This is a genomic window from Streptomyces sp. MUSC 14 (genome assembly GCF_001866675.1).
Lineage (GTDB): Bacteria > Actinomycetota > Actinomycetes > Streptomycetales > Streptomycetaceae > Streptomyces.
The window spans coordinates 12025-33589 of sequence record NZ_MLYN01000049.1 but is presented as its reverse complement, the minus strand read 5'-3'; the positions used below and the strand labels follow the sequence as shown (position 1 = coordinate 33589).

At 71.9% G+C, this 21565-nt stretch carries 18 protein-coding genes; 8 read left to right on the top strand and 10 right to left on the bottom strand.

What is annotated here, in order from left to right; translation table 11 throughout:
* Nucleotides 1–136: 136 nt before the first annotated feature.
* The 3 genes from BIV25_RS29800 (at nt 137) to BIV25_RS29790 (ending at nt 3394) form a co-directional block, all read left to right on the top strand.
* Nucleotides 137–967 carry a hypothetical protein gene (locus BIV25_RS29800; protein ID WP_071375556.1) on the top strand — a complete coding sequence of 277 codons (831 nt, stop codon included), beginning with the start codon at nt 137–139 and terminating at the stop codon, nt 965–967.
* Between the two features lie 122 nt (nt 968–1089).
* Nucleotides 1090–1986: a DUF3558 family protein gene (locus tag BIV25_RS29795; protein WP_177235468.1), complete on the top strand. Its 897-nt coding sequence runs from the start codon at nt 1090–1092 to the stop codon at nt 1984–1986.
* Nucleotides 1987–2125: 139 nt separating this feature from the next.
* The gene (locus BIV25_RS29790) at nt 2126–3394 is read left to right on the top strand and encodes a DUF2637 domain-containing protein (RefSeq protein ID WP_107486397.1); all 1269 of its coding nucleotides are present in this window, start codon (nt 2126–2128) and stop codon (nt 3392–3394) included.
* Between the two features lie 112 nt (nt 3395–3506).
* Here the strand turns inward: BIV25_RS29790 and lysS are convergent, their stop codons facing one another.
* Nucleotides 3507–5252 (bottom strand): lysine--tRNA ligase, encoded by a 1746-nt coding sequence (lysS, locus tag BIV25_RS29785; protein WP_071375554.1) that lies wholly within the window; start codon nt 5250–5252, stop codon nt 3507–3509.
* Between the two features lie 151 nt (nt 5253–5403).
* Between lysS and argS the strand changes: the two genes are divergently transcribed.
* Entirely contained in the window at nt 5404–7167 is a 1764-nt protein-coding gene (argS, locus tag BIV25_RS29780; RefSeq protein WP_071375553.1) for an arginine--tRNA ligase, read from the top strand.
* A 35-nt stretch (nt 7168–7202) separates the two neighbouring features.
* Here argS and BIV25_RS29775 read toward each other — a convergent pair whose 3' ends face one another.
* A complete protein-coding gene (locus BIV25_RS29775) occupies nt 7203–8141 on the bottom strand; it encodes a YafY family protein (RefSeq protein ID WP_071375614.1) in 939 nt (312 codons plus the stop codon).
* A gap of 72 nt (nt 8142–8213) precedes the next feature.
* Here BIV25_RS29775 and BIV25_RS53325 point away from each other — a divergent pair, with 72 nt between their 5' ends.
* On the top strand, nt 8214–8600 hold the full coding sequence (locus tag BIV25_RS53325; RefSeq protein ID WP_071375552.1) for a VOC family protein: 387 nt from the start codon (nt 8214–8216) through the stop codon (nt 8598–8600).
* Between the two features lie 16 nt (nt 8601–8616).
* Here BIV25_RS53325 and BIV25_RS29765 read toward each other — a convergent pair whose 3' ends face one another.
* Nucleotides 8617–9810 (bottom strand): hypothetical protein, encoded by a 1194-nt coding sequence (locus tag BIV25_RS29765; protein ID WP_256256221.1) that lies wholly within the window; start codon nt 9808–9810, stop codon nt 8617–8619.
* Between the two features lie 118 nt (nt 9811–9928).
* On the opposite strand from BIV25_RS29765, the gene BIV25_RS29760 reads away from it, so the two are divergent.
* Nucleotides 9929–10744, top strand: coding sequence for a DUF4253 domain-containing protein (locus tag BIV25_RS29760; RefSeq protein ID WP_071375551.1), 816 nt, complete (start codon nt 9929–9931; stop codon nt 10742–10744).
* Nucleotides 10745–10766: 22 nt separating this feature from the next.
* On the opposite strand, the gene BIV25_RS29755 is transcribed toward BIV25_RS29760, so the two are convergent.
* Entirely contained in the window at nt 10767–12113 is a 1347-nt protein-coding gene (locus BIV25_RS29755; protein WP_071375550.1) for a helix-turn-helix transcriptional regulator, read from the bottom strand.
* Nucleotides 12114–12298: 185 nt separating this feature from the next.
* On the opposite strand from BIV25_RS29755, the gene BIV25_RS29750 reads away from it, so the two are divergent.
* Nucleotides 12299–13027: a DUF4232 domain-containing protein gene (locus BIV25_RS29750; RefSeq protein WP_177235466.1), complete on the top strand. Its 729-nt coding sequence runs from the start codon at nt 12299–12301 to the stop codon at nt 13025–13027.
* A 20-nt stretch (nt 13028–13047) separates the two neighbouring features.
* Here the strand turns inward: BIV25_RS29750 and hemB are convergent, their stop codons facing one another.
* Complete coding sequence (hemB, locus tag BIV25_RS29745) at nt 13048–14040, bottom strand: porphobilinogen synthase (protein WP_071375548.1); 993 nt, start codon at nt 14038–14040, stop codon at nt 13048–13050.
* Nucleotides 14041–14277: 237 nt separating this feature from the next.
* Between hemB and BIV25_RS29740 the strand changes: the two genes are divergently transcribed.
* Nucleotides 14278–15270, top strand: coding sequence for a phospholipase D-like domain-containing protein (locus BIV25_RS29740; protein WP_071375547.1), 993 nt, complete (start codon nt 14278–14280; stop codon nt 15268–15270).
* Nucleotides 15271–15323: 53 nt separating this feature from the next.
* Here the strand turns inward: BIV25_RS29740 and BIV25_RS29735 are convergent, their stop codons facing one another.
* The 5 genes from BIV25_RS29735 to BIV25_RS29715 form a co-directional block, all read right to left on the bottom strand.
* A complete protein-coding gene (locus BIV25_RS29735) occupies nt 15324–16094 on the bottom strand; it encodes a hypothetical protein (RefSeq protein WP_143076723.1) in 771 nt (256 codons plus the stop codon).
* A gap of 147 nt (nt 16095–16241) precedes the next feature.
* Complete coding sequence (locus tag BIV25_RS29730; RefSeq protein ID WP_071375545.1) at nt 16242–17945, bottom strand: bifunctional uroporphyrinogen-III C-methyltransferase/uroporphyrinogen-III synthase; 1704 nt, start codon at nt 17943–17945, stop codon at nt 16242–16244.
* Nucleotides 17942–18901: a hydroxymethylbilane synthase gene (gene hemC / locus BIV25_RS29725; protein WP_071375544.1), complete on the bottom strand. Its 960-nt coding sequence runs from the start codon at nt 18899–18901 to the stop codon at nt 17942–17944. The genes BIV25_RS29730 and hemC overlap by 4 nt, the downstream gene beginning before the upstream one ends.
* Complete coding sequence (locus BIV25_RS29720; protein ID WP_071375543.1) at nt 18898–20571, bottom strand: glutamyl-tRNA reductase; 1674 nt, start codon at nt 20569–20571, stop codon at nt 18898–18900. The genes hemC and BIV25_RS29720 overlap by 4 nt, the downstream gene beginning before the upstream one ends.
* Nucleotides 20568–21368 carry a redox-sensing transcriptional repressor Rex gene (locus BIV25_RS29715; protein ID WP_071375542.1) on the bottom strand — a complete coding sequence of 267 codons (801 nt, stop codon included), beginning with the start codon at nt 21366–21368 and terminating at the stop codon, nt 20568–20570. Before BIV25_RS29715 ends, BIV25_RS29720 begins: the two co-directional genes overlap by 4 nt.
* Between the last annotated feature and the right edge of the window lie 197 nt (nt 21369–21565).

Genomic DNA, 21565 nt, shown 5'->3' with positions numbered 1-21565 from the left:
CGACAGGGGACCGGCGGGCGCGGCAGTGCGTGCGATACACATTGTCTCCAGGGGGCGCCCCGCTGCGGCAAGCGATTAACCAGCGGGGACACTGGAGCAGCAAGCGAGCGCACACCCATCCGAGAGGAGCCCGACCGTGCAGCGGAAGGCGTACGTACCCGGCGCAGCCGCCCTCCTCGCGGCCCTGCTGGCCGGCTGCACGAGCGGCTCCGGCGGCAGCGGCACGACGGACAACGCGAACCCGGGCGACGCGGGCACGACGACGGTCGCGGCGCAGCCGGGCAAGTACCGCACGCTGCCCGAACCGTGCGGCGCGGTCGGTCACGACTCGCTCGACAGCCTGCTGCCGGGCATCAAGGAGATCACCGACCCCGACCAGCGGGACAAGGCCTACCAGGGCGACGCGGAGCTGACCTACGACACCGATCGCAAGGTCGGCTGTCACTGGAAGGTGGACTCCGGCGACGCCACCGACCGGCTGTCGGTCGACTTCGAGCGCGTGGTGTCGTACGACAACGCGGTCAGCGACGACGACCAGGCGAAGAAGCTGTTCGGGGACAAGGAGTCGGCCGCCGATCTGCCGGAGCCGAGCACCTCTCCGTCGGCCGGGGCCTCCCCCTCCGCCTCCCCGTCGGGGTCGCCGAGCGGCTCCCCCTCGGTTTCTCCGTCCGGTTCGGCTTCCGGCTCGGTGTCCGGCTCGCCGTCGCCCTCCGGCACTCCGGCCGATCTCCAGCCGCGGGTGCTGACCGATCTCGGTGACGAGGCGTATCTGGACGACCAGCTCGCGTCGTCCGGTTCGACGGCTCAGCAGCGGACGGTGACTGTGGTGTTCCGCACGTCCAACGTCCTTGTCACGCTCGTGTACGAGGAGCAGCCGATGGCGATGGGGGCGGTCCCGGACAGCAAGGAAATGCAGGACAGGGCCCGTAATCTGGCTTCCAAGCTGGACGACGCGCTGGGCGGCTGACGTCTCCCTGCGCCTCTCGTTCCCTCGCTCGCAAAGAACGTGAACACGAACCGCACAGCTCCTTCACCGCGTACGGTGGCCCCGCAGGAACCCGCACGAACACCGAGCGTAGTGAAGGAACCATGCAGCGAGCAGTGCAGCGAGACGACCGTGCCCAGCAAGTGAGGCGTGGCAAGCGCCTGAGCCGTGCGCTTGTCTGCGCGGCAGCCGTTCCCGCGGTGCTGATCACCGCCGCCTGTTCGTCGGGCTCGGGCGACGCGAAGAGCAAGGGCGGCGACAGCAGCGCGAAGCAGTCGGCGGACGCGTCGGGTTCGTCGTCGGCGAGCGCGTCCCCGACGGTGCAGGCGGCGGCGTACAAGAATCTTCCGGACCCGTGCGGTGTGCTGTCGAAGGGCACGCTGTCGGATCTGGTGCCGAAGGGCACCTCGGGCAAGAAGGGCGGTTCGGACGATGCGTCGTCGCGTTCGTCCTGCTCGTGGAGCAGCCTGGACAACAACGGTGTGAAGGGCTCGCAGTTCCGCTGGCTGAACGTGTCGCTGCTGCGCTTCGACTCGGACACGACGCGCGGCACCGGTGAGGCGCAGGCGCACACGTACTTCGCGCAGCAGGTGAAGGACGCGGAGGGGGTGGACGGCGCGAAGAACACCAAGGAGGTGCCGCTGTCCGGCACGGGTTCGGAGGCGACGGCGGTGCGCTACGACCTGAGCAAGAAGGAAGGCCTCTTCAAGCAGCAGACGGTGGTGGCCCGGGTCGAGAACGTGGTGGTCACGCTCGACTACAACGGCGCCGGTCTCGCGGGCGACAAGACTCCGGACGCGGACGACCTGACGCAGGCGGCGACGAAGGCGGTCAAGGAGGCGGTCGCGTCGGTCACGAAGGCCAACGGCGGCTCGGCGTCCGGTTCGTCGTCGTCCTCGGCCTCGGCGTCCGCGTCGGCGTCGGGTTCGGCTGCCAAGTCCCCGTCCGCGTCGCCCTCTTCGAGCGCGTCCCCGTCCAAGTCGGCGGACAAGAAGGGCTGATCACCGGCCCGTTTCGCCCGTTTTCTCCGGCCGGTGACGGCAGGCCGGGGAGTGGCGGATCCCCCGACCGGTGCCACGTTCTCCGTACGCGTGTGCCACCCTGTTGCGCGCAACAACAGGCAAGGGGAGGGGAGTACGCGTGGCCGCGCCACCGCAGCTGACTCGATTGCACCGCATACTCATCGGCGTGGTGGTGTCCGGCGCCCTGATCATCGCCGGCATCGGTTTCGCCGGCTCGTACGCGGCGGTCCGTGAGCTGGCCATCAAGAAGGGCTTCGGGAACTTCTCGTACGTGTTCCCGGTCGGCATCGACGCGGGCATCTGTGTCCTGCTGGCCCTGGATCTGCTGCTGACCTGGATACGCATCCCCTTCCCGCTGCTGCGGCAGACGGCGTGGCTGCTGACGGCGGCGACGATCGCGTTCAACGGCGCGGCCGCCTGGCCGGATCCGCTGGGCGTGGGGATGCACGCGGTGATCCCGATCCTGTTCGTGGTCGCGGTCGAGGCGGCCCGGCACGCGGTCGGCCGGATCGCGGACATCACGGCCGACAAGCACATGGAGGGCGTGCGGATCACCCGCTGGCTGCTGTCTCCGGTGCCGACGTTCCTGCTGTGGCGCCGTATGAAGCTGTGGGAGCTGCGCTCCTACGACCAGGTGATCAAGCTGGAGCAGGAGCGTCTCGTCTACCAGGCCCGCCTCCACTCCCGCTTCGGCCGCGCATGGCGCAGGAAGGCTCCGGTGGAGTCGCTGATGCCGCTGCGGCTGGCGCGGTACGGCGTGCCGCTGACGGAGACGGCTCCGGCGGGCCTGGCCGCGGCGGGCATCGAGCCGGTACTGCTGCCTCCGGTGCCGCAGCAGCCGCAGTTGCCGGCGTCGGCCGTGGCCCCGGCCGAACGCCCCACCGGGCCGGCGCCCGTCCCGCAGCAGGCGGTGCCTCGCAGCGAACAGCGCGCCGAACCCCCCGCGGAGGCGGACGACCAGAGTCCCTGGTTCCAGGCGCAGCAGCAGGCCGAGTACCACGGCGGCTACGACCCCGCGTACGCCCCGGCGCCCGAGCCCCGGTACGTGCCGGAGGAGGAGTACGGGGAGTGGTACGAGGAGCAGCAGCCGGAGGACTTCCAGCAGCCTTCTCCGGAGGAGACGGGCAGCTTCCCCATCCCGGTGGGCCCGAACCGTACGCGTGAGCTGGGTGACGGCGGCGGCATACCGGAACCGCAGCCGACGGAGGAGGACTTCTACCTGGTCTTCCGCAAGTCCATCGACGGCAGTTACCCGACCGGCGCCCAGTTCAAGGACGACGTGGAGGCCACCTTCGGCATCACGCTCGCGGCGAACGACGCCAACCGGATGGTCAATCGCTTCACCAACCGCCACACCGCGGAACTGGAAGAGGACCACATCGCATAACCGGCTGCGAAACCGGCGACGGAAAATCGGCATCGGAAAAAAGGGGGCCCTCCTTCCGGAGGGCCCCCTTTTTCCTTACCCGTTTACTGATCCGGCCTTACGTGCCGGACCCCTACGCGCCGAGCAGGCGACGCACCCGCTCCTGCCCCACCGCGAGCAGCAGCGTGGGCAGGCGCGGGCCGGTGTCGCGGCCGACGAGCAGGTGGTAGAGCAGGGCGAAGAAGGTCCGCTGGGCGGTCTTGATCTCCGGCGGCAGTTCCTTGGGCGTGGCGTCGGCGGAGAAGCCGGCCTGCACCTTGGGGACGCCGTAGACGAGGTGGGTCAGCCCGTCGAGGGACCAGTGCTCGGCGAGGCCGTCGAGCAGCAGGCGTACGGACTGCTGGGAGGCCTCGTCGAGGGACTTCAGCAGTTCGGCGTCCGGCTCCTCGCGCACGATGGTCCGCTGGTCGGCGGGGACGTGCGTGTTGATCCAGGCCTCGGCCTTGTCGTAGCGCGGCCGGGCCTCGTCCAGGGCGGCCAGCGGCTGCTCCGGGTCCAGCTCGGAGAGGATGCGCAGGGCCTGGTCCTCGTGTCCGGCGGTGATGTCGGCGACGGACGCGAGCGTGCGGTACGGCAGCGGGCGGGTGGTCTTCGGCAGCTCGCCGGCGGCCGTGCCCACGGCACGCGTGTACGCGGCGACGTCGGCCGGCAGCGCGGAGCCGTCGGCCACCTTCCCGGCCAGCTTGTCCCACTCGTCGTAGAGCCGCTGGATCTCCTGGTCGAAGGCGATCTTGAAGGACTGGTTGGGGCGGCGGCGGGCGTAGAGCCAGCGCAGGATCTGCGGCTCCATGATCTTCAGCGCGTCGCCCGGGGTGGGCACGCCGCCGCGGGACGAGGACATCTTCGCCATGCCGCTGATGCCGACGAACGCGTACATCGGGCCGATGGGCTGCTTGCCGCCGAAGATCCCGACGATCTGGCCGCCCACCTGGAACGACGACCCCGGCGACGAGTGGTCGACACCGCTCGGCTCGAAGATCACGCCCTCGTAGGCCCAGCGCATCGGCCAGTCGACCTTCCAGACCAGCTTGCCGCGGCTGAACTCGCTGAGCCGGACGGTCTCGGTGAAGCCGCAGGCGGTGCAGGTGTAGGCCAGCTCGGTGGTCTCGTCGTCGTACGACGTGACGGTCGTCAGGTCCTTCTCGCAGTTGCCGCAGTACGGCTTGTACGGGAAGTACCCGGCGGAGCCGGACGAGCCGTCGTCCTCGCTCGCCGCGCCCGAGCCCTCCTCGGCCTCCAGCTCGGCCTCGTCCACGGCCTTCTGCTGGGGCTTCTTGCCGGTCTTCGGCTTGGTGCGGTACTGGGCGAGGACCGCGTCGATGTCGGCGCGGTGCTTCATGGCGTGCAGGACCTGCTCGCGGTAGACACCGGAGGTGTACTGCGCGGTCTGGCTGATCCCGTCGAACTCGACGCCCAGCTCGGCGAGCGAGGCGGTCATCGCGGCCTTGAAGTGCTCGGCCCAGTTCGGGTACGACGAGCCCTTCGGCGCCGGGACCGAGGTCAGCGGCTTGCCGATGTGCTCGGCCCAGGAGTCGTCGACGCCCGCGATGCCGGCCGGGACCTTGCGGTAGCGGTCGAAGTCGTCCCAGGAGATCAGGTGCCGGACCTGGTACCCACGGCGGCGGATCTCGTCGGCGACCAGGTGCGGGGTCATGACCTCGCGGAGATTGCCGAGGTGGATGGGCCCGGAGGGGGACAGGCCGGACGCGACGACGACCGGTTTCCCGGGGGCCCGGCGCTCCGACTCCTCGATGACGTCATCCGCGAAACGGGAGACCCAGTCGGCGGTCTCGGTGCTGCTCTGAGCCACGATCGGCACGTCCTTCTTTCTGGAACGGGGAGGCACTCCATCTGATCGGGGTGACCTTCTCATTCTCACAGACCCGCTCGCGCGCGCGAAAACCCCTTTACCCTCCGTGGGATACTGACTGGGTCTATCCATCCCCACGAGGAGAACGGCACCCACTCCTATGGCCTCGGTCACGTCCCTCAGCGATTCCGTCCAGCAGCACCTCGCGTCCGCGCTCTCGGCCACCCTGCCGGAGGCCGCCGGAGCGGACCCGCTGCTGCGACGTAGCGACCGGGCCGACTTCCAGGCCAACGGGATCCTGGCCCTGGCCAAGAAGGCGAAGGCGAACCCGCGGGAGCTGGCGACGACGGTCGTCGGCCGGGTGGTGACCGGCGACGAGCTGATCAAGGACGTCGAGGTCTCGGGCCCCGGCTTCCTGAACATCACGCTGGCGGACCGCGCGATCACCGCGAACCTGGCCGCGCGGTACGCGGACGACACGGGCCGCCTCGGCGTGCCGCTCGCCGCGCACCCGGGCACGACGGTGGTCGACTACGCGCAGCCGAACGTGGCGAAGGAGATGCACGTCGGCCACCTGCGCTCCGCGGTGATCGGCGACGCCCTGCGCGGCATGCTGGACTTCACCGGCGAGAAGACGATCGGCCGGCACCACATCGGCGACTGGGGCACGCAGTTCGGCATGCTCATCCAGTACCTGTTCGAGAACCCCGGCGAGCTGGCCCCCGCGGCCGACGTCGACGGCGAGCAGGCCATGTCCAACCTGAACCGGGTCTACAAGGCCTCGCGCGCGGTCTTCGACGCGGACGAGGCGTTCAAGGAGCGGGCGCGCAGGCGGGTCGTCGCGCTGCAGTCCGGCGACAAGGAGACGCTGGAGCTGTGGCAGCAGTTCGTGGACGAGTCGAAGGTCTACTTCAACTCGGTCTTCGAGAAGCTGGACATGGAGATCCGTGACGAGGAGATCGTCGGCGAGTCCGCGTACAACGACATGATGGCCGAGACGGCGCGGCTCCTGGAGGAGTCGGGCGTCGCGGTCCGCTCGGAGGGCGCGCTCGTCGTCTTCTTCGACGACATCCGCGGCAAGGACGACCAGCCGGTGCCGCTGATCGTGCAGAAGGCGGACGGCGGCTTCGGGTACGCGGCCTCCGACCTCTCCGCGATCCGCAACCGCGTCTTCGACCTGCACGCGAGCACCATCCTGTACGTGGTCGACGTGCGGCAGTCGCTGCACTTCCGCATGGTCTTCGAGGCGGCCCGCCGCCAGGGCTGGCTGAACGACGACGTCACCGCGCACAACATGGGCTACGGCACGGTGCTGGGCGCGGACGGCAAGCCGTTCAAGACGCGTGCGGGCGAGACCGTACGGCTGGAGGACCTGCTGGACGAGGCGGTGCAGCGGGCCGCCGAGGTCGTGCGGGAGAAGGCCCAGGACCTCACCGAGGACGAGATCCAGGAGCGGGCGCAGCAGGTCGGCATCGGCGCCGTGAAGTACGCGGACCTGTCGACGTCGCCGAACCGGGACTACAAGTTCGACCTGGACCAGATGGTCTCGCTGAACGGCGACACCTCCGTCTACCTCCAGTACGCGTACGCCCGTATCCGCTCGATCCTGCGCAAGGCGGGAGAGGTACGGCCCGCCGCCCACCCGGAGCTGGAACTGCACGCGGCGGAGCGGGCGTTGGGCCTGCACCTGGACGCGTTCGGTGACACGGTCTTCGAGGCGGCGGCGGAGTACGCCCCGCACAAGCTGGCGGCGTACCTGTACCAGCTGGCGTCCCTCTACACCTCCTTCTACGACAAGTGCCCGGTCCTGAAGGCCGACACCCCGCAGCAGGTCGAGAACCGCCTCTTCCTCTGCGACCTGACGGCCCGCACCCTGCACCGGGGAATGGCCCTGCTGGGCATCAGGACGCCGGAGAAGCTCTGACGCATCAACGCGGACGCGATGGCTGTATCGGCGCCTCACCCCTGGGCATCGAGGAGTTCCCGCGTCCGCCGCGCCAGCGCCTCCCGTACCGAGTCCGGCGCGAGGACCCGCAGCGGCGTTCCCAGGCTCAGGAGGTAGCGGGCGAGGCCGTCCGGGTCCGGACCGCCGATCTCGACGGTCGTGGCGTCGGGGCCGTCGGGGTGGTGGGTGCCGATCGTGGCGGGGACGAGCCGTAGTGCGCCGCGCAGCGGGAGCGGGAGGCGGACGGTCGCCGTCAGCGGGTAGGGGCCGGTGGCGATGTTGCGGGAGACCAGGTGGGCCGGATCGGGCGCGTCGGTGAGGTCGGCCGGCCGGCCGGTGGGCTGGAGGCGGTCGACGCGGTCGGCGCGGAAGGTGCGCCACTGGTCCCGGGCGACGTCCCGCGCGACGAAGTACCAGAGCCGGCCGGTGTGGACCAGGCGGTAGGGATCGATCTCCCGGACGGTCGAGCGGCCCTCCCCGTCCGTGTACGACAGCCGGGCGCGCTCCCCGCGCCGGCACGCCGCCGCCAGCTCCAGCAGCAGGCCGGGGCGGAGCCGGGGCGCGTCCGTACCCGGCAGGCGTACGAAGGCGTCGTCCAGGTCGCCGAGGCGGTCCGCGACCCTGCGCGGCAGGACCTGGCGCAGCTTCAGCATGGCGGACAGGGCCGCCTGGTCGCCGCCCAGCGCGGCCTCGCCCAGCCCCACCGCCACGGCCAGCGCCTCCTCGTCGTCGAGGATCAGCGGGGGGACCTGGGACCCGGCGCGCAGGCGGTATCCGCCCCAGGGGCCGGCCTCGGAGTCCACCGTGTAGCCGAGTTCCCGGAGCCGCGCCACGTCCCGGCGGACCGTGCGGTCGGTGACCTCCATGCGCTCGGCCAGTTCGGCACACGTCCACGACGGGCGGGAGGACAGGAGCGGCAGCAGCCGCAGCAGGCGGGCGGACGCGGCGATCACGGCCGAAGTCTCGCACACGGCCGTGCGTGACCAGGACCGTAACTGTCCTGGTCGTGTCCTACCGTCTCCCGCATGAGCACAGACACCACTCCCGCACCCGCGTTCCGCTACGCCGCCGTCACCTTCGACTGCGCCGACCCGGCCGAACTCGCCCGCTTCTACGGTGAGTTGCTCGGCTACCCGACCCTGTTCTCCACGGACGACTTCTTCTTCCTCGGCAAGGAGGGCGCGGCCGGACTCGGTTTCACCCGCGTCGCCGACTACCGCCCGCCGACCTGGCCGGACCCGGCGCAGGGGAAACAGGCACACATCGAGCTGGGTGTGGACGATCTGGACAGCGCCGAGCAGCACGTGCTCGAACTGGGCGCCACGAAGCCGGAGTTCCAGCCGCAGCCGGAGCGCTGGCGGGTGCTGCTGGACCCGGCGGGGCATCCGTTCTGCATCACGACCCTCGTCTGACGGCACCGTACGGCAGTCAGTGCACGGCCCCGCCCACCGGCCGGTCCCGCATCTCGTTTCCGCCGCCCTGGCCGGGGACCGGCGCCGGGCCGCGGGGCCGGCGGCCGCCCCGCCGCCCCCGTGGCGTGCGCTGCGGCCACAGCAGGACGTACGCCGCCGAGGCGATGCAGAAGGCCAGCCGGATGAGGCCCTGGGTGGAGTCCGAGGGGATCACCAGGACGCTGCCGTAGAGCGCGATCAGGGCGATCCAGCTGACCCAGGGGACCAGGCGGCGCTGGCCGATCGAGTCCCAGATGAGCGTGCCCAGGAGGACCGAGGCGTTGTAGTACGTGTACACGCTCGGGTCCAGCATGATGCGCGCGTCGGCGGCGAGGAAGACGACCGCCGGCCAGCGGCCCCGGCGTACGGCCAGTGCGCCGAGGGCCAGGCCCAGGGCCATCTGGGCGGGGCGGTCCCACGGCGGTGTCGCGGGGTCGTTCACACCGAACCAGCGCAGGGCGGACGCCGGCTGGTTGGGGATGGCGAAGCGGGCCGCCGCGAAGGTGTCCAGGTGGCTCAGGTAGAAGGGCAGCCAGGCCACCGCCACCAGGCCGAAGGCCCAGGCCGCCGCGCGCAGGCGGACCCCGCGCGGCAGGGCCAGCAGGAGCGGCAGGAAGCCCACCGCCCACGGTTTCGAGTCGACCGCCAGGGCCAGGAAGACGCCCACCGCCGTGGCGTTTCCGCGTACCAGCGCGCGGACCGCGAGCGTCGTGAAGAACAGGGCCAGGACGTCGTCGAGATGGGCGAAGCGGACCGAGACCTCCACCCACATCGGGATGAAGGCGGCACCCGCTATCAGGACGCGTTGTTGCAGGCGTTTGTGGTTGAGGCCCGTGCCCCGGTTGTAGTCGGCGGCGGCCCGGCCGATCAGGACCAGCATGTAGAGGCCCAGGCCGGACATGAACGCGTCGGCGAGTTTCTCGCCGACGGCGAGCGGGAAGGGTGCGAAGAGTCCGGCGACCAGGAAGCTGACCGGGCCGATCTGGAGTTCGGGGTGGTTGGCGTAGAGGGCCAGCCCGCCGCCGGCTTGCTGGTTGAAGAGCAGTTGCTGGCCGGTTCTCAGGTAGTGCCAGGACACGGGCGCATGGCGTTCGGCCACCAAGAACCAGAGAATCGTCCACAAGGTGAGCAGGACGATGTGCCACCGCACCGGGTTACGCCCGAACCGCACGTTCCGCTTCCGTCCTTCCCGTCACCGCACCACCTGCTAAGAGGGGCTGCCGGAGCAGGTGGTTCATCGGCTCGGTCCGCCAACAGGATTGTCAGTGCCGCACCCTACAGTCACCCTCATGGCGACTCTTCCGAACCCTCTGCCCCGGCTGGCCCTCGACCCCAGCGGCCGTTCGCTGGGGCTGCGGCTGCCTCCGGGCCGGCTGGTCGACGCGACCGACGAAGGCCCCTGGCACGAACCCCTGTTGTGGCACGCGGAGAAGCCGGCCGCGCCCGGCACCTGGAAGGCCCTGGGCGTGCCCGGCGCCCGCGTCGGTCTGCTGCCCGTGCTCGTGGACCTGGGCGGCCCCGAGCCGGGCGGCCCGGGGAACTGGGGGCTGCTGCCCGGCGAGACCTCGTATCCGGGCGACCACGACGCCGAGGACGTCCTCGCGGAGTACTGGGAGGACTGGGCCGAGGAGGAGGCCGGCGGGCGGCTCGAGCCGTTCGGGGCCGACTGGCCGGGGCTCGCGCCCGCGCCGGCCCCGACCGCCGACCCCGACACGCGCGCGGCCCGGGTGGCGGACGCGCTGACGGACAAGGCGTCCGAACGGTTCAAGGAGGCACATCTCGCCCTGGTCCCGGCCCGCCGCTCCGCCGACATACCGGCGGCGATCGGCTGGACCGGGCCGCAGTACCATGACGATGACGTGGCCCGGCCGTGCGCGGTCCTGCGCTCGTGGGAGGATCGCTTCGGGATACGGGTGGTGGGGCTCGGCCTCGACGTCCTGGTCGTGTCCGTCGCGGCCCCGCCCGCCACGGACGCCGACGCGGAGACCCTCGCCGCCGAGCACTTCGCCTTCTGCCCCGACCTCGCCGAGGGCGGCCGAGGCGGCCTGCGGGAGTACGCCAAGGGCCTGGCCGGCGGCCACACCTGGACCTTCTCCTGGGACTGACCCCGGCGTCCGGGGGCCGGGGTCAGTTCGTCTGCGTCGCCGGTTTCCAGGCGTCGCCGCCGAGCGGGAAGGCGTACGCGGGCCGCCCGTTGTCGCCGCTGGTGCGGAACGGCCGGCCCTCGTCCCCGATCAGCAGCGTGCCGTGCCGGCCCCCGCTGGACCACGCCAGCTCCAGGTACCAGCTGACGTCGTACGCCGACGCGTCGGCCGTGACGTAGATGACCTCGGGGTCCGTCCGGCTCACCTTGAACGGGAAGCCCTGGTGGCCGGACTCGGGTACGACCTGGGGGCGCAGGGCGTCGAGCGCGACCGTGAAGGAGCGCGTCGGCACGCCCCCGCCGCAGCCCACGCCCGGATAGCCCATGGCGTAGTCGTTCCAGGCGAGCGGCGCCCGCCGGCCCGCCATGCGCACGGACAGCCCCTCCAGGACGACGGTGTCCCCGCCGGTGCCCTGCACGGTGAGCGTGACGTACTGCTCCCCCGCCGACACCGCCTTGTGCACGGCCACCCAGGCGGGCGCGTCCTGTTCCAGCGGCGGCGGGGAGACGTCGCTCGGCGCCCGGTCGATCAGATAGTGCTGGGAGCAGGGGCTCTCCCAGGAGTAGGGGTGGGTGGTGACCGCGAGGGGCGGGGCGGCGGTGTCCGCCCCGTCGGCGGCGCCGGGGGCGGAGTGCGAGGCGCTCGGGCCGCCGTCGGACGGGGCGCCGGCGGTGGAGGCGCCGGACGGGGAGGCGGACGCCCCGCGGGCGGAGCCGGGGGCGTGCGGGGCACCGGCCGTCGGCGTGTGCTGCCGTACCGAGGCCGGGCCGGTGCCGGCCGCGGCCCCCGGCCCGGCACCCTCGGCGTCCGCCTCCGCCCCGCCGGAGGGCAGGGTGAGGGCGAGCGCCGCCGTACCGAGCAGGGCCGTGACGGCGAGGGCGGCGAGGAGGACGGTCCGGGTACGGCGCCGGGGGCGGAGCCAGGACCGGGGCCCGTCGGCCGGCGCCGGCCCGGGGATGTCCGACACCGGCGGCACCAGTTCCCGGGGCCCCTGGACGGGCACCGCCTCCGGCACCTCGTCCGCCACCGGCTCCGCCGCCACCGCCGCTGTCTCCTGGACCGGCGCCGGTTCCCTCCTCCCCCGCCCCGCATCCGCCAGCACCCACCTGCGGTGCAGCTCCACCAGCTCCTCCGGCGTCGCCCGGCACAGGCGGGCGAGGCGTTCGACGGGGGCGTAGTCGGCCGGTACGGCGTCCCCGTTGCAGTAGCGGTGGAGCGTCGACGTACTCATGTGGAGCCGTTTGGCGAGCGTTCCGTAACTGTGGCCGGAGCGGTTCTTCAACTCCCGCAGGAGATCCGCGAAACCGCTCCCCGTGCTGACGTCCGCCACCTTCTCCCCCTCCCCCCTCGTCCCAGCCCGGCGTTCCAGGCAGGGATTGTTTCCGCAGGTCAATGCCTGTTCCGGCGTTCCGGCGTCCCGGATCGGCCGTGATCACTGGCCGCCGGGACGGGACGGCGCACAGGCTGTGACTCATCCAAACACGTCAACAGGCCCAGCCCGAAAGAGGACTTGCCATGCGTATGCGCCACATCCGTCTGCTCGCCGCCGCCGGCACCGCGGTGACCGCCCTCGCGCTCAGCGCGTGCGGTGCGGACGGGACGGGGACGAAGGACGAGGGCGCCTCGCGCTCGGTGTCACCGACGGCGACGGCGGCGCCGACGCCGGACAAGGCCGCGGGAGGGACGAACGCCGGTACGCACGCGACCCGTACCCACACGTCGGGCGGCACGTCGGGCAGCACGGCGGGCGGCTCGCGGACCGGCGGCAGCGGAACCACGACCGGATCTTCCGGCACCTCCGGTTCGTCCGGCTCCTCGCCCGTGCTGTGCAACGGCGCGAACACCCACGTCACCGCCCGGCCGATGAGCCGCCCCCTGAACCACATGCTGCTCACGGTGACGAACACGGGCCGCAGGACCTGCGAGCTGACGTACTACCCGATCGTGCGCTTCGACGAGATGCAGTGGGCGCCGCAGGCGGACAAGGACACCCAGCCGCAGGCGGTGACGACCCTGAAGCCGGGCGAGTCGGGGTACGCGAGCGTGCGGCTGTCGGCCGGCGACGGCAGCGGCGAGGGCGGGACGACCGCCCGCAGGCTGACGCTGATGTTCCAGGGCATGACCCCCAACAGCGACGGCGGCGCCACCGCGACCCCGGCCCTGCCGGCGAAGGGGTTCTACTACGACAGCTCGCTGACGGTGACGTACTGGCAGCAGAGCCTGGGCGACATCGCCGACTGGTGAGCCCGGCAGGTCGGTCGCGGTCAGCGCAGCTTCCGCGCGGCCTCGGTCGCCCAGTAGGTGAGGATGGTGCGGGCGCCGGCCCGCTTGATGCCCGTCAGGGTCTCGAAGATGGCCCGGTCCCGGTCCAGCCAGCCCTTCTCGGCGGCGGCCTCGATCATCGAGTACTCACCGGAGATCTGGTACGCCGCGACCGGCACGTCCACGGAGTCCGCGACCCGGGCCAGGATGTCGAGGTACGGCCCGGCCGGCTTGACCATGACCATGTCGGCGCCCTCGGCCAGATCCAGCTCCAACTCCCGCAGGGACTCACGCCAGTTGGCGGGATCCTGCTGGTACGTCTTCCGGTCCCCGGTCAGCGAGGAGGCGACGGCCTCGCGGAAGGGGCCGTAGAAGGCGGACGAGTACTTGGCGGTGTAGGCGAGGATCGCCACGTCCTCGCGCCCGATCTGGTCGAGCGCGTCACGGATGACGCCGATCTGGCCGTCCATCATCCCGCTGGGGCCCACGACATGGGCTCCGGCGTCGGCCTGGACCTGGGCCATCTCGGCGTACCGCTCCAGGGTGGCGTCGTTGTCGACGCGGCCCTCGGCGTCCAGCACGCCGCAGTGCCCGTGGTCGGTGGTCTCGTCCAGGCACAGGTCGGACATGACGAGCAGGTCGTCGCCGACCTCGGCGCGCACGTCCCGGATGGCGACCTGCAGGATCCCGTCCGGGTCGGTGCCCGGCGTCCCGAGGGCGTCCTTCTTCGACTCCTCCGGCACGCCGAACAGCATGATCCCGGAGATCCCGGCCTCCACGGCCTCCAGCGCGGCCTTCTTCAGGCTGTCCCGGGTGTGCTGCACGACCCCGGGCATCGCCGCGATCGGCACCGGCTCACCGACGCCCTCGCGAACGAACGCCGGGAGGATGAAGTCGGCGGGGTGCAGGCGGGTCTCGGCGACCATCCGGCGCATGACGGGCGAGGTCCGCAGCCGCCGGGGACGCGTACCGGGAAAAGATCCGTACTTCGTCATGCCGTCTACGCTACGCCCGCCCGGCGACCGCCTTTGCCAACACGGTGTCGGCCCGGCAAGCGGCGCACAGAGGGTCCACAGACATCGCATTCACGGGCATAGCGGCCCCCGGATACGAAGTCTTTGCGCTCCCCTGGCTGTCTCTGGAACCGGCGGCCTCCCCAGCGTTCTACGCGCGTGGTGTCATGCACGCGACATGGCACCAACCCCTCCGTGAGCTCACCCCAGGAGTCACGCATGCTGTGGAAGGCCCTCACCCGCACGGGCATAGCCCTGGCCGCCGGCGCCGCCGTCGTCGCCACCGCCGTACCCGCGAACGCGGCGAGCTACTCGGCGTTCGCCTTCTCCCGGACCACCAGCCAGCCCCAGATCTACGACTTCATCAACTCGGCCACCAGCTCGCTCGACATGACGATGTACGAGCTGGAGGACACCACCGCGGTCAAGGACCTCGTGGCCCTGGAGAACAAGGGCGTCAAGGTCCGGGTCGTGCTCGACCGGCAGCACAAGTCCGCCAACAACTCCGCCTACACGACGCTGACCGGCGCGGGCGTGGGCGTGGTCTGGTCGTCCGCCTCCTTCACCTACACCCACCAGAAGACGATCACGGTCGACGGCACCAAGTCCCTGGTGCTGACCGGCAACCTGACCTCGCAGTACTACACCACCGGCCGGGACTACGGCGTCTTCACCGACGACACCCGCGACGTGGCCGCGATCGAGAAGGTCTTCGACGCCGACTACGCCGGCACCTCGGTCACCCCGGGCGACGGCGACCACCTGCTCTGGTCCCCCACGGACGCCCGCAGCCGCCTGGTCTCCTTCGTCAACTCCGCGACCAAGACCCTCGACGTGCAGGAGCTCGAGTTCAGCGACAGCACGGTGGTCAACGCGATCGTGGCCCGCGCCAAGGCCGGCGTGAAGGTCCGCGTGGTCCTGGAGGACCCCGCCAGCTACTCCAGCGAGGTCTCCGCGATCAAGGCGGCGGGCGGCACGGTGGTCGGCTACTCCGACCCCAACGGCTTCTACATCCACGCCAAGGCGATGGTCGCCGACTACGGCCTGTCCACCCAGGCGGTCGAGGCCGGCTCCATGAACATCAGCAGCAACTCCCTCAGCAACAACCGGGAGCTGGGCATCATCCTCACCGGCACGGGCGTCGCCCAGCCGGTGGCCCAGACGATCGAGACGACGTTCGCGAGCGACTACGCGGGCGGGACGGCGGCCTGATCGCCTGACCGGCACATGCGGCGGACGGGTGCGAGGCGGCACCCGTCCGCCGTTCAGCGTCCGCCACCCAGATCCGCGAGGATCCCGTCCACCAGTTCGCCCCGGTCGCTGCGCAGGAGCACCCGGGACCGGAGTTCCTGCAGGCGACCGACCACGCCGGGCGGAACGCCGTCAGCTCCCGCGTCCTCCACACCCTTCCCGACAGCCCGAAGCCCCCAGTACTGGTTGAACGGAAGCGGCTCGCCGGCCACCGCCTCGACCAGCTCGCTCAGCAGTCCGGGCTCGGGCAGGGCGTACAGGCGCGCGTAGGCCGCCAGGCGCCGTCCGGCGTCCCGGGAGCGGAGCAGCTCGCCGGTGTCGAAGTCGTCCACACGCTGGGTCGCGCGGACCATCCGGGCGAAGATCTGGTCCATGCGACGCGTCCGTGCCGCACCGCTGCGCTGCTCAAGGCGCACGGCCACGTATTCGGTGGCCAGTTCCTCGACCGTCTCCCAGGCGGCGGTGTCATCCGCGGCCACGCCCTCGGGGCCGTCACCGACGAGCGCCGCGTCCGCCGTCCGCTGAGCGGCCTCGACCCGGCGTTCGACGTCCCGGAACTCGATCCTGGCGACACCCGGCACCTCGATGCTGCGGAACAGGTCTCCGAGCCACGGCACGACCGCTACGGCGAGCAGCATCACCGTGACACCGTCGATCCTGAGGCCGGGCGTCAGGACATGAAGTACAGCCGCTCCCACCCCGATGCACGTCAACACCACCGCGACGGCACGACGCCGTATCCAGGCCGTCCGCTCACGCCGCCGGCCGCGATCCCCCTCAGTCATACCGGCCAGCATGGCAGACACACGCATGGGGGCCGGCGAGATCCAGTTCCGCCCACACCGTCCTGCACGGCCACGGGAGTCCCGACGAGACGTCCAGGAAGAGGATCCGGCGGAGTGCCCCGGCGAGGAGCACTCCGCCGTACCGCGTCAGGTCGTCGAACGACGCCGCCGGGCCCCCGGCCGGCGCTCGCTCGGCCGGGTGACCGGGTCCCCGGCCTCCGCCGCGGCGGCGCGGCGCTTCATGCCGAACTCGGCCAGCGCCTCCGCCAGCTTGTGCACCGACGGTTCCGGGGCCATGACGTCGACCCGCAGGCCGTGTTCCTCGGCGGTCTTCGCGGTCGCCGGGCCGATGCAGGCGATCACCGTCACGTTGTGCGGCTTGCCCGCGATGCCCACCAGGTTGCGGACGGTCGAGGAGGACGTGAAGAGCACGGCGTCGAAGCCGCCGCCCTTGATCGCCTCCCGCGTCTCGGCCGGCGGCGGCGAGGCGCGCACGGTCCGGTAGGCCGTGACGTCGTCGACCTCCCAGCCCAGCTCGATCAGACCGGCGACCAGGGTCTCCGTGGCGATGTCCGCGCGGGGCAGGAAGACACGGTCGATCGGGTCGAAGACCGGGTCGTAGGGCGGCCAGTCCTCCAGCAGGCCCGCGGCCGACTGCTCGCCGCTCGGCACCAGGTCCGGCTTCACGCCGAAGGCGACCAGCGCCTTCGCCGTCTGCTCGCCCACGGCCGCGACCTTGATGCCCGCGAAGGCACGCGCGTCGAGGCCGTACTCCTCGAACTTCTCCCGGACCGCCTTCACCGCGTTGACCGACGTGAACGCGATCCACTCGTAGCGGCCCGTCACCAGGCCCTTGACCGCCCGCTCCATCTGCTGCGGGGTGCGCGGCGGCTCCACGGCGATCGTCGGGACCTCGTGCGGCACGGCGCCGTAGGACCGCAGCTGGTCGGAGAGCGAGGCCGCCTGCTCCTTCGTCCGCGGCACGAGCACCTTCCAGCCGAACAGCGGCTTGGACTCGAACCAGGACAACTGGTCGCGCTGGGCGGCGGCGGAACGCTCGCCGACCACGGCTATCACCGGCCGGCCGCCGTCCGGCGACGGCAGGACCTTCGCCTGCTTCAGGGTCTGCGCGATCGTGCCCAGGGTGGCGGACCACGTGCGCTGGCGCGTCGTCGTACCGGCGACCGTCACCGACAGCGGGGTGTCCGGCTTGCGGCCCGCCGAGACCAGCTCGCCCGCCGCCGCGGCGACCGAGTCGAGGGTCGTCGAGACGACGACCGTGCCGTCGGAGGCGCCGACCTCCGCCCAGCAGCGGTCGGAGGCCGTACGGGCGTCCACGAACCGGACGTCCGCGCCCTGCGCGTCCCGCAGCGGCACACCGGCGTACGCCGGCACACCGACCGCGGCCGCCACGCCCGGGACGACCTCGAAGGGCACCCCGGCGGAGGCGCAGGCGAGCATTTCCTCGGCCGCGTACGTATCAAGTCCCGGGTCCCCGGACACCGCACGGACGACCCGCCTGCCGGACCGCGCGGCCTCCATGACAAGATGAGCCGCATCCCGGGCAGGAGACGGGGCAGCGGCGGTTGTTGACGTGCCGTCAACGACCGTGAGCTGCGGCGTGCCCATGCCCGGCGGCGACATGGAAGAAGCCTCCGTCGGCACGACGGAGACGCCCTGCCGCGCGTGCGTCCGGATCACGTCGAGCACCTCGTGCTCGGCGATCAGGACATCCGCGTGCGACAGCGCCTCCACGGCGCGCAGAGTCAGCAGTCCCGGATCCCCGGGTCCGGCACCGAGGAAGGTGACGTGCCCGTGATCGAGGCCGGCGGTAAGGGCGGTGGGGCTCACTGTGCTCGCTCCCCCATCAGACCGGCCGCGCCCTGGGCGAGCATCTCGGCCGCGAGGGCGCGGCCGAGGGCGATCGCCTGGGTCTCCGTCTGGGGCACGGGACCGGTGGTGGACAGCTGCACCGTGCGGGTGCCGTCGGTCGTGCCGACGACGCCGCGCAGGCGCATTTCCTTGACAATCTGCCCGTCGGCCAGGAGGTCGGCCAGCGCGCCCACAGGGGCGGAGCAGCCGGCCTCCAGGGCGGCGAGCAGTGACCGCTCGGCGGTGACGGCGGCCCGCGTGAGCGGGTCGTCGAGCTCACCGAGCGAGGCGATCAGCGACGCGTTGTCCGCGGCGCACTCGATCGCCAGTGCCCCCTGGCCGGGGGCGGGCAAAACCGTGTCGACCGACAGGAAGTCGGTCACCTCGTCGCTCCGGCCGATCCGGTTCAGTCCGGCGGCGGCCAGCACGACCGCGTCCAGCTCGCCGTCGCGGACGTACCGGATGCGCGTGTCGACGTTGCCGCGGATCGGGACCGTCTCGATGTCCAGGCCGTGCGCGCGGGCGTACGCGTTCAGCTGCGCCATGCGGCGCGGCGAACCGGTGCCGATGCGCGCGCCCCGCGGCAGGTCGGTGAACTTCAGCGCGTCCCGGGCGACGATCACGTCCCGCGGGTCCTCGCGCTTCGGTATGGCCGCCAGGACCAGCCCCTCCGGCTGCGCGGTCGGGAGGTCCTTGAGCGAGTGAACCGCGAAGTCGACCTCGCCGCGCACCAGCGCGTCGCGCAGCGCCGTGACGAAGACGCCGGTGCCGCCGATCTGCGCAAGGTGCTCGCGGGAGGTGTCGCCGTAGGTGGTGATCTCGACCAGCTCCACGGGCCGCCCGGTCACCTGACGGACGGCCTCCGCCACCTGCCCGGACTGGGCCATGGCGAGCTTGCTGCGCCTGGTCCCCAGCCTCAGTGCCTTCTCAGTCATGCCGGTCGGTCCTTCGTGTCTGTGCTGTCCACGGCCCGGGAGACGGAGGCGACCGTCTCGGGGTCGAGGTCGAACAGGGTGCGCAGCGCGTCCGCGTACCCGGCGCCGCCGGGCTCGGCCGCGAGCTGCTTGACCCGTACGGTCGGCGCGTGCAGCAGCTTGTCCACGACCCGGTGCACGGCCTGGCGGATCTCGCCGCGCTGGCGGTCGTCCAGGTCGGGCAGCCGGCCGTCGAGCCGTGCGATCTCTCCGGCGACGACGTCGGCGGCCATGGTGCGCAGCGCGACCACGGTCGGCGTGATGTGCGCCGCCCGCTGTGCCGCGCCGAAGGCCGCGACCTCGTCGGAGACGATACGCCGGACCAGGTCCACGTCGGCCGCCATCGGGGCGTCTGCCGAGGACTCCGCGAGCGATTCGATGTCGACCAGCCGCACCCCGGCCAGCCGGTGCACGGCCGCGTCGATGTCGCGGGGCATGGCCAGGTCGAGGAGGAAGAAGAAGGGCGCCGGACGCTCGGCCGGCGGCTCGGGCCTGCGCCGCTCGGGGATCCGGCCGACCGTGGCGACGGTCGCGGCGAGCGCGGTGATCAGCTCGGCGTCGGCCTCGGGGCTGCGGCGGCCGGGACGCTCGATGGTCCCTCCCGCGACCCAGGCCGCGTGCTGCTCCAGGGTGGCCGCGTCCATGCCGGCCACGGCGGCCTCGCCCATGACGGAGAAGCCGGTCGGTACGGCGGCCAGGTCCAGCGGGCAGTTCTCGTCGCCGGCGCCGGCGGCCGGCAGCGGGGCCTCGGTCCTCACGGCCGTGAAAGCGGCGACGGCGGGCTCCCCGGTGCGGCCCTCGACCGCCTGCGCGACCGCCTCCGCCGTGAGCACCAGGCCCGTCGCCCCGGTACAGGAGACGACGACGTCGGCACGTGTCAGCTCGCCCGGCACGGCGCTCATCCCGACCGCGCGCGCGGTGACCGCGCTGTCGTCGGCCTCGGTCAGTATCTGCGCGAGGCGCTCGGCGCGCTCGAAGGTGCGGTTGGCGACGACGACCTCGTCGACCCCGGCCCGCGCGAGCGTGGCGGCGGCCAGCGAGGACATCGATCCGGCGCCGATGACCAGCGCCTTCTTGCCCCGCGCCCAGCCGGGGACCTCGGTCCCGGCGGCCAGCTGCTCCAGGCCGAAGGTGACCAGGGACTGGCCCGCGCGGTCGATGCCGGTCTCGGAGTGGGCGCGCTTGCCGACCCGCAGCGCCTGCTGGAACAGGTCGTTCAGGAGGCGGCCCGCGGTGTGCAGCTCCTGCGCCGTGGCCAGGGAGTCCTTGATCTGGCCGAGGATCTGCCCCTCGCCGACGACCATCGAGTCCAGGCCGCAGGCCACCGAGAACAGGTGGTGGACGGCCCGGTCCTCGTAGTGCACGTAGAGGTAGGGGGTGAGCTCCTCCAGGCCGACGCCGCTGTGCTGGGCGAGCAGCGTGGACAGCTCGGCGACACCCGCGTGGAACTTGTCCACGTCGGCGTACAGCTCGATGCGGTTGCAGGTGGCGAGCAGCGCGGCCTCGGTGGCGGGCTCGGCGGCGACCGTGTCCTGGAGCAGCTTGATCTGGGCGTCCGTGCTCAGCGCGGCCCGCTCCAGCACGCTCACCGGCGCGCTGCGGTGGCTCAGTCCGACGACGAGGAGGCTCATGCCGGCATCACGGCGGGTACGTCCCCGTCGGGTCCCTGGTCGGCGGATGCGGCGGGCGCGGCGGTCGGCGCCGCTTCGCGGGAGGCGGCCGCGGGCTGCGCGCCGTCGCCCGCGGCGGTCTCCAGGGCGGGCTCCTCGCCGGCCTTGCGCTGCTCGTGGAAGGCGAGGATCTGGAGTTCGATCGAGAGATCGACCTTGCGTACGTCGACGCCGTCCGGGACGGTCAGCACGGTCGGCGCGAAGTTCAGGATGGAGGTGACCCCGGCGCCCACGAGCCGGTCGCAGACCTGCTGGGCGGCGCCGGCCGGGGTGGCGATGACGCCGATGGAGACCCCGTTGTCCTCGATGATCTTCTCGAGGTCGTCCGTGTGCTGCACCGGGATGCCGGCGACGGGCTTCCCGGCCATCGCCGGATCCGCGTCGATCAGCGCGGCCACCCGGAAGCCACGGGAGGCGAACCCGCCGTAATTGGCCAGCGCGGCGCCGAGGTTACCGATACCGACGATGACAACCGGCCAGTCCTGGGTCAGACCCAGTTCACGGGAGATCTGGTAGACGAGATACTCGACGTCGTAGCCGACACCGCGCGTTCCGTACGAACCCAGGTACGAGAAGTCCTTGCGCAGCTTGGCGGAGTTGACCCCCGCGGCGGCCGCCAGCTCCTCGGAGGAGACCGTGGGTACCGAGCGCTCCGACAGCGCGGTCAGCGCGCGGAGGTACAGCGGAAGCCTGGCGACGGTGGCCTCGGGAATCCCTCGGCTACGGGTCGCCGGTCGGTGTGTTCGGCCAGTTGCCACGGTGCTCCTGCGGGTAGAGCGGGGCTGTAGGCGGTCATACGTCCCCAGACCGCCCCGTCGAATGCAGGCTATGTCTTTGTGAACGCGTGCACAAAGATGGTGTCCGATTTGCCCGGCAGAAGTGACCGGGGTCACGCAACCGGAGCGCCCTCGACGGGAACCGGCGCACTCCCGCACGCGTTCCTTCGGTACTGGGG

What these genes read in the sequence shown, in the direction of transcription:
- BIV25_RS29795 (WP_177235468.1), top strand. Translation starts at nt 1,090, where the DNA reads ATGCAGCGAGCAGTGCAGCGAGACGACCGTGCCCAGCAAGTGAGGCGT.
- argS (WP_071375553.1), top strand. Translation starts at nt 5,404, where the DNA reads ATGGCCTCGGTCACGTCCCTCAGCGATTCCGTCCAGCAGCACCTCGCG.
- BIV25_RS53325 (WP_071375552.1), top strand. Translation starts at nt 8,214, where the DNA reads ATGAGCACAGACACCACTCCCGCACCCGCGTTCCGCTACGCCGCCGTC.
- BIV25_RS29760 (WP_071375551.1), top strand. Translation starts at nt 9,929, where the DNA reads ATGGCGACTCTTCCGAACCCTCTGCCCCGGCTGGCCCTCGACCCCAGC.
- BIV25_RS29750 (WP_177235466.1), top strand. Translation starts at nt 12,299, where the DNA reads ATGCGTATGCGCCACATCCGTCTGCTCGCCGCCGCCGGCACCGCGGTG.
- hemB (WP_071375548.1), bottom strand. Translation starts at nt 14,040, where the DNA reads ATGACGAAGTACGGATCTTTTCCCGGTACGCGTCCCCGGCGGCTGCGG.
- BIV25_RS29740 (WP_071375547.1), top strand. Translation starts at nt 14,278, where the DNA reads ATGCTGTGGAAGGCCCTCACCCGCACGGGCATAGCCCTGGCCGCCGGC.
- BIV25_RS29735 (WP_143076723.1), bottom strand. Translation starts at nt 16,094, where the DNA reads ATGACTGAGGGGGATCGCGGCCGGCGGCGTGAGCGGACGGCCTGGATA.
- hemC (WP_071375544.1), bottom strand. Translation starts at nt 18,901, where the DNA reads ATGACTGAGAAGGCACTGAGGCTGGGGACCAGGCGCAGCAAGCTCGCC.
- BIV25_RS29720 (WP_071375543.1), bottom strand. Translation starts at nt 20,571, where the DNA reads ATGAGCCTCCTCGTCGTCGGACTGAGCCACCGCAGCGCGCCGGTGAGC.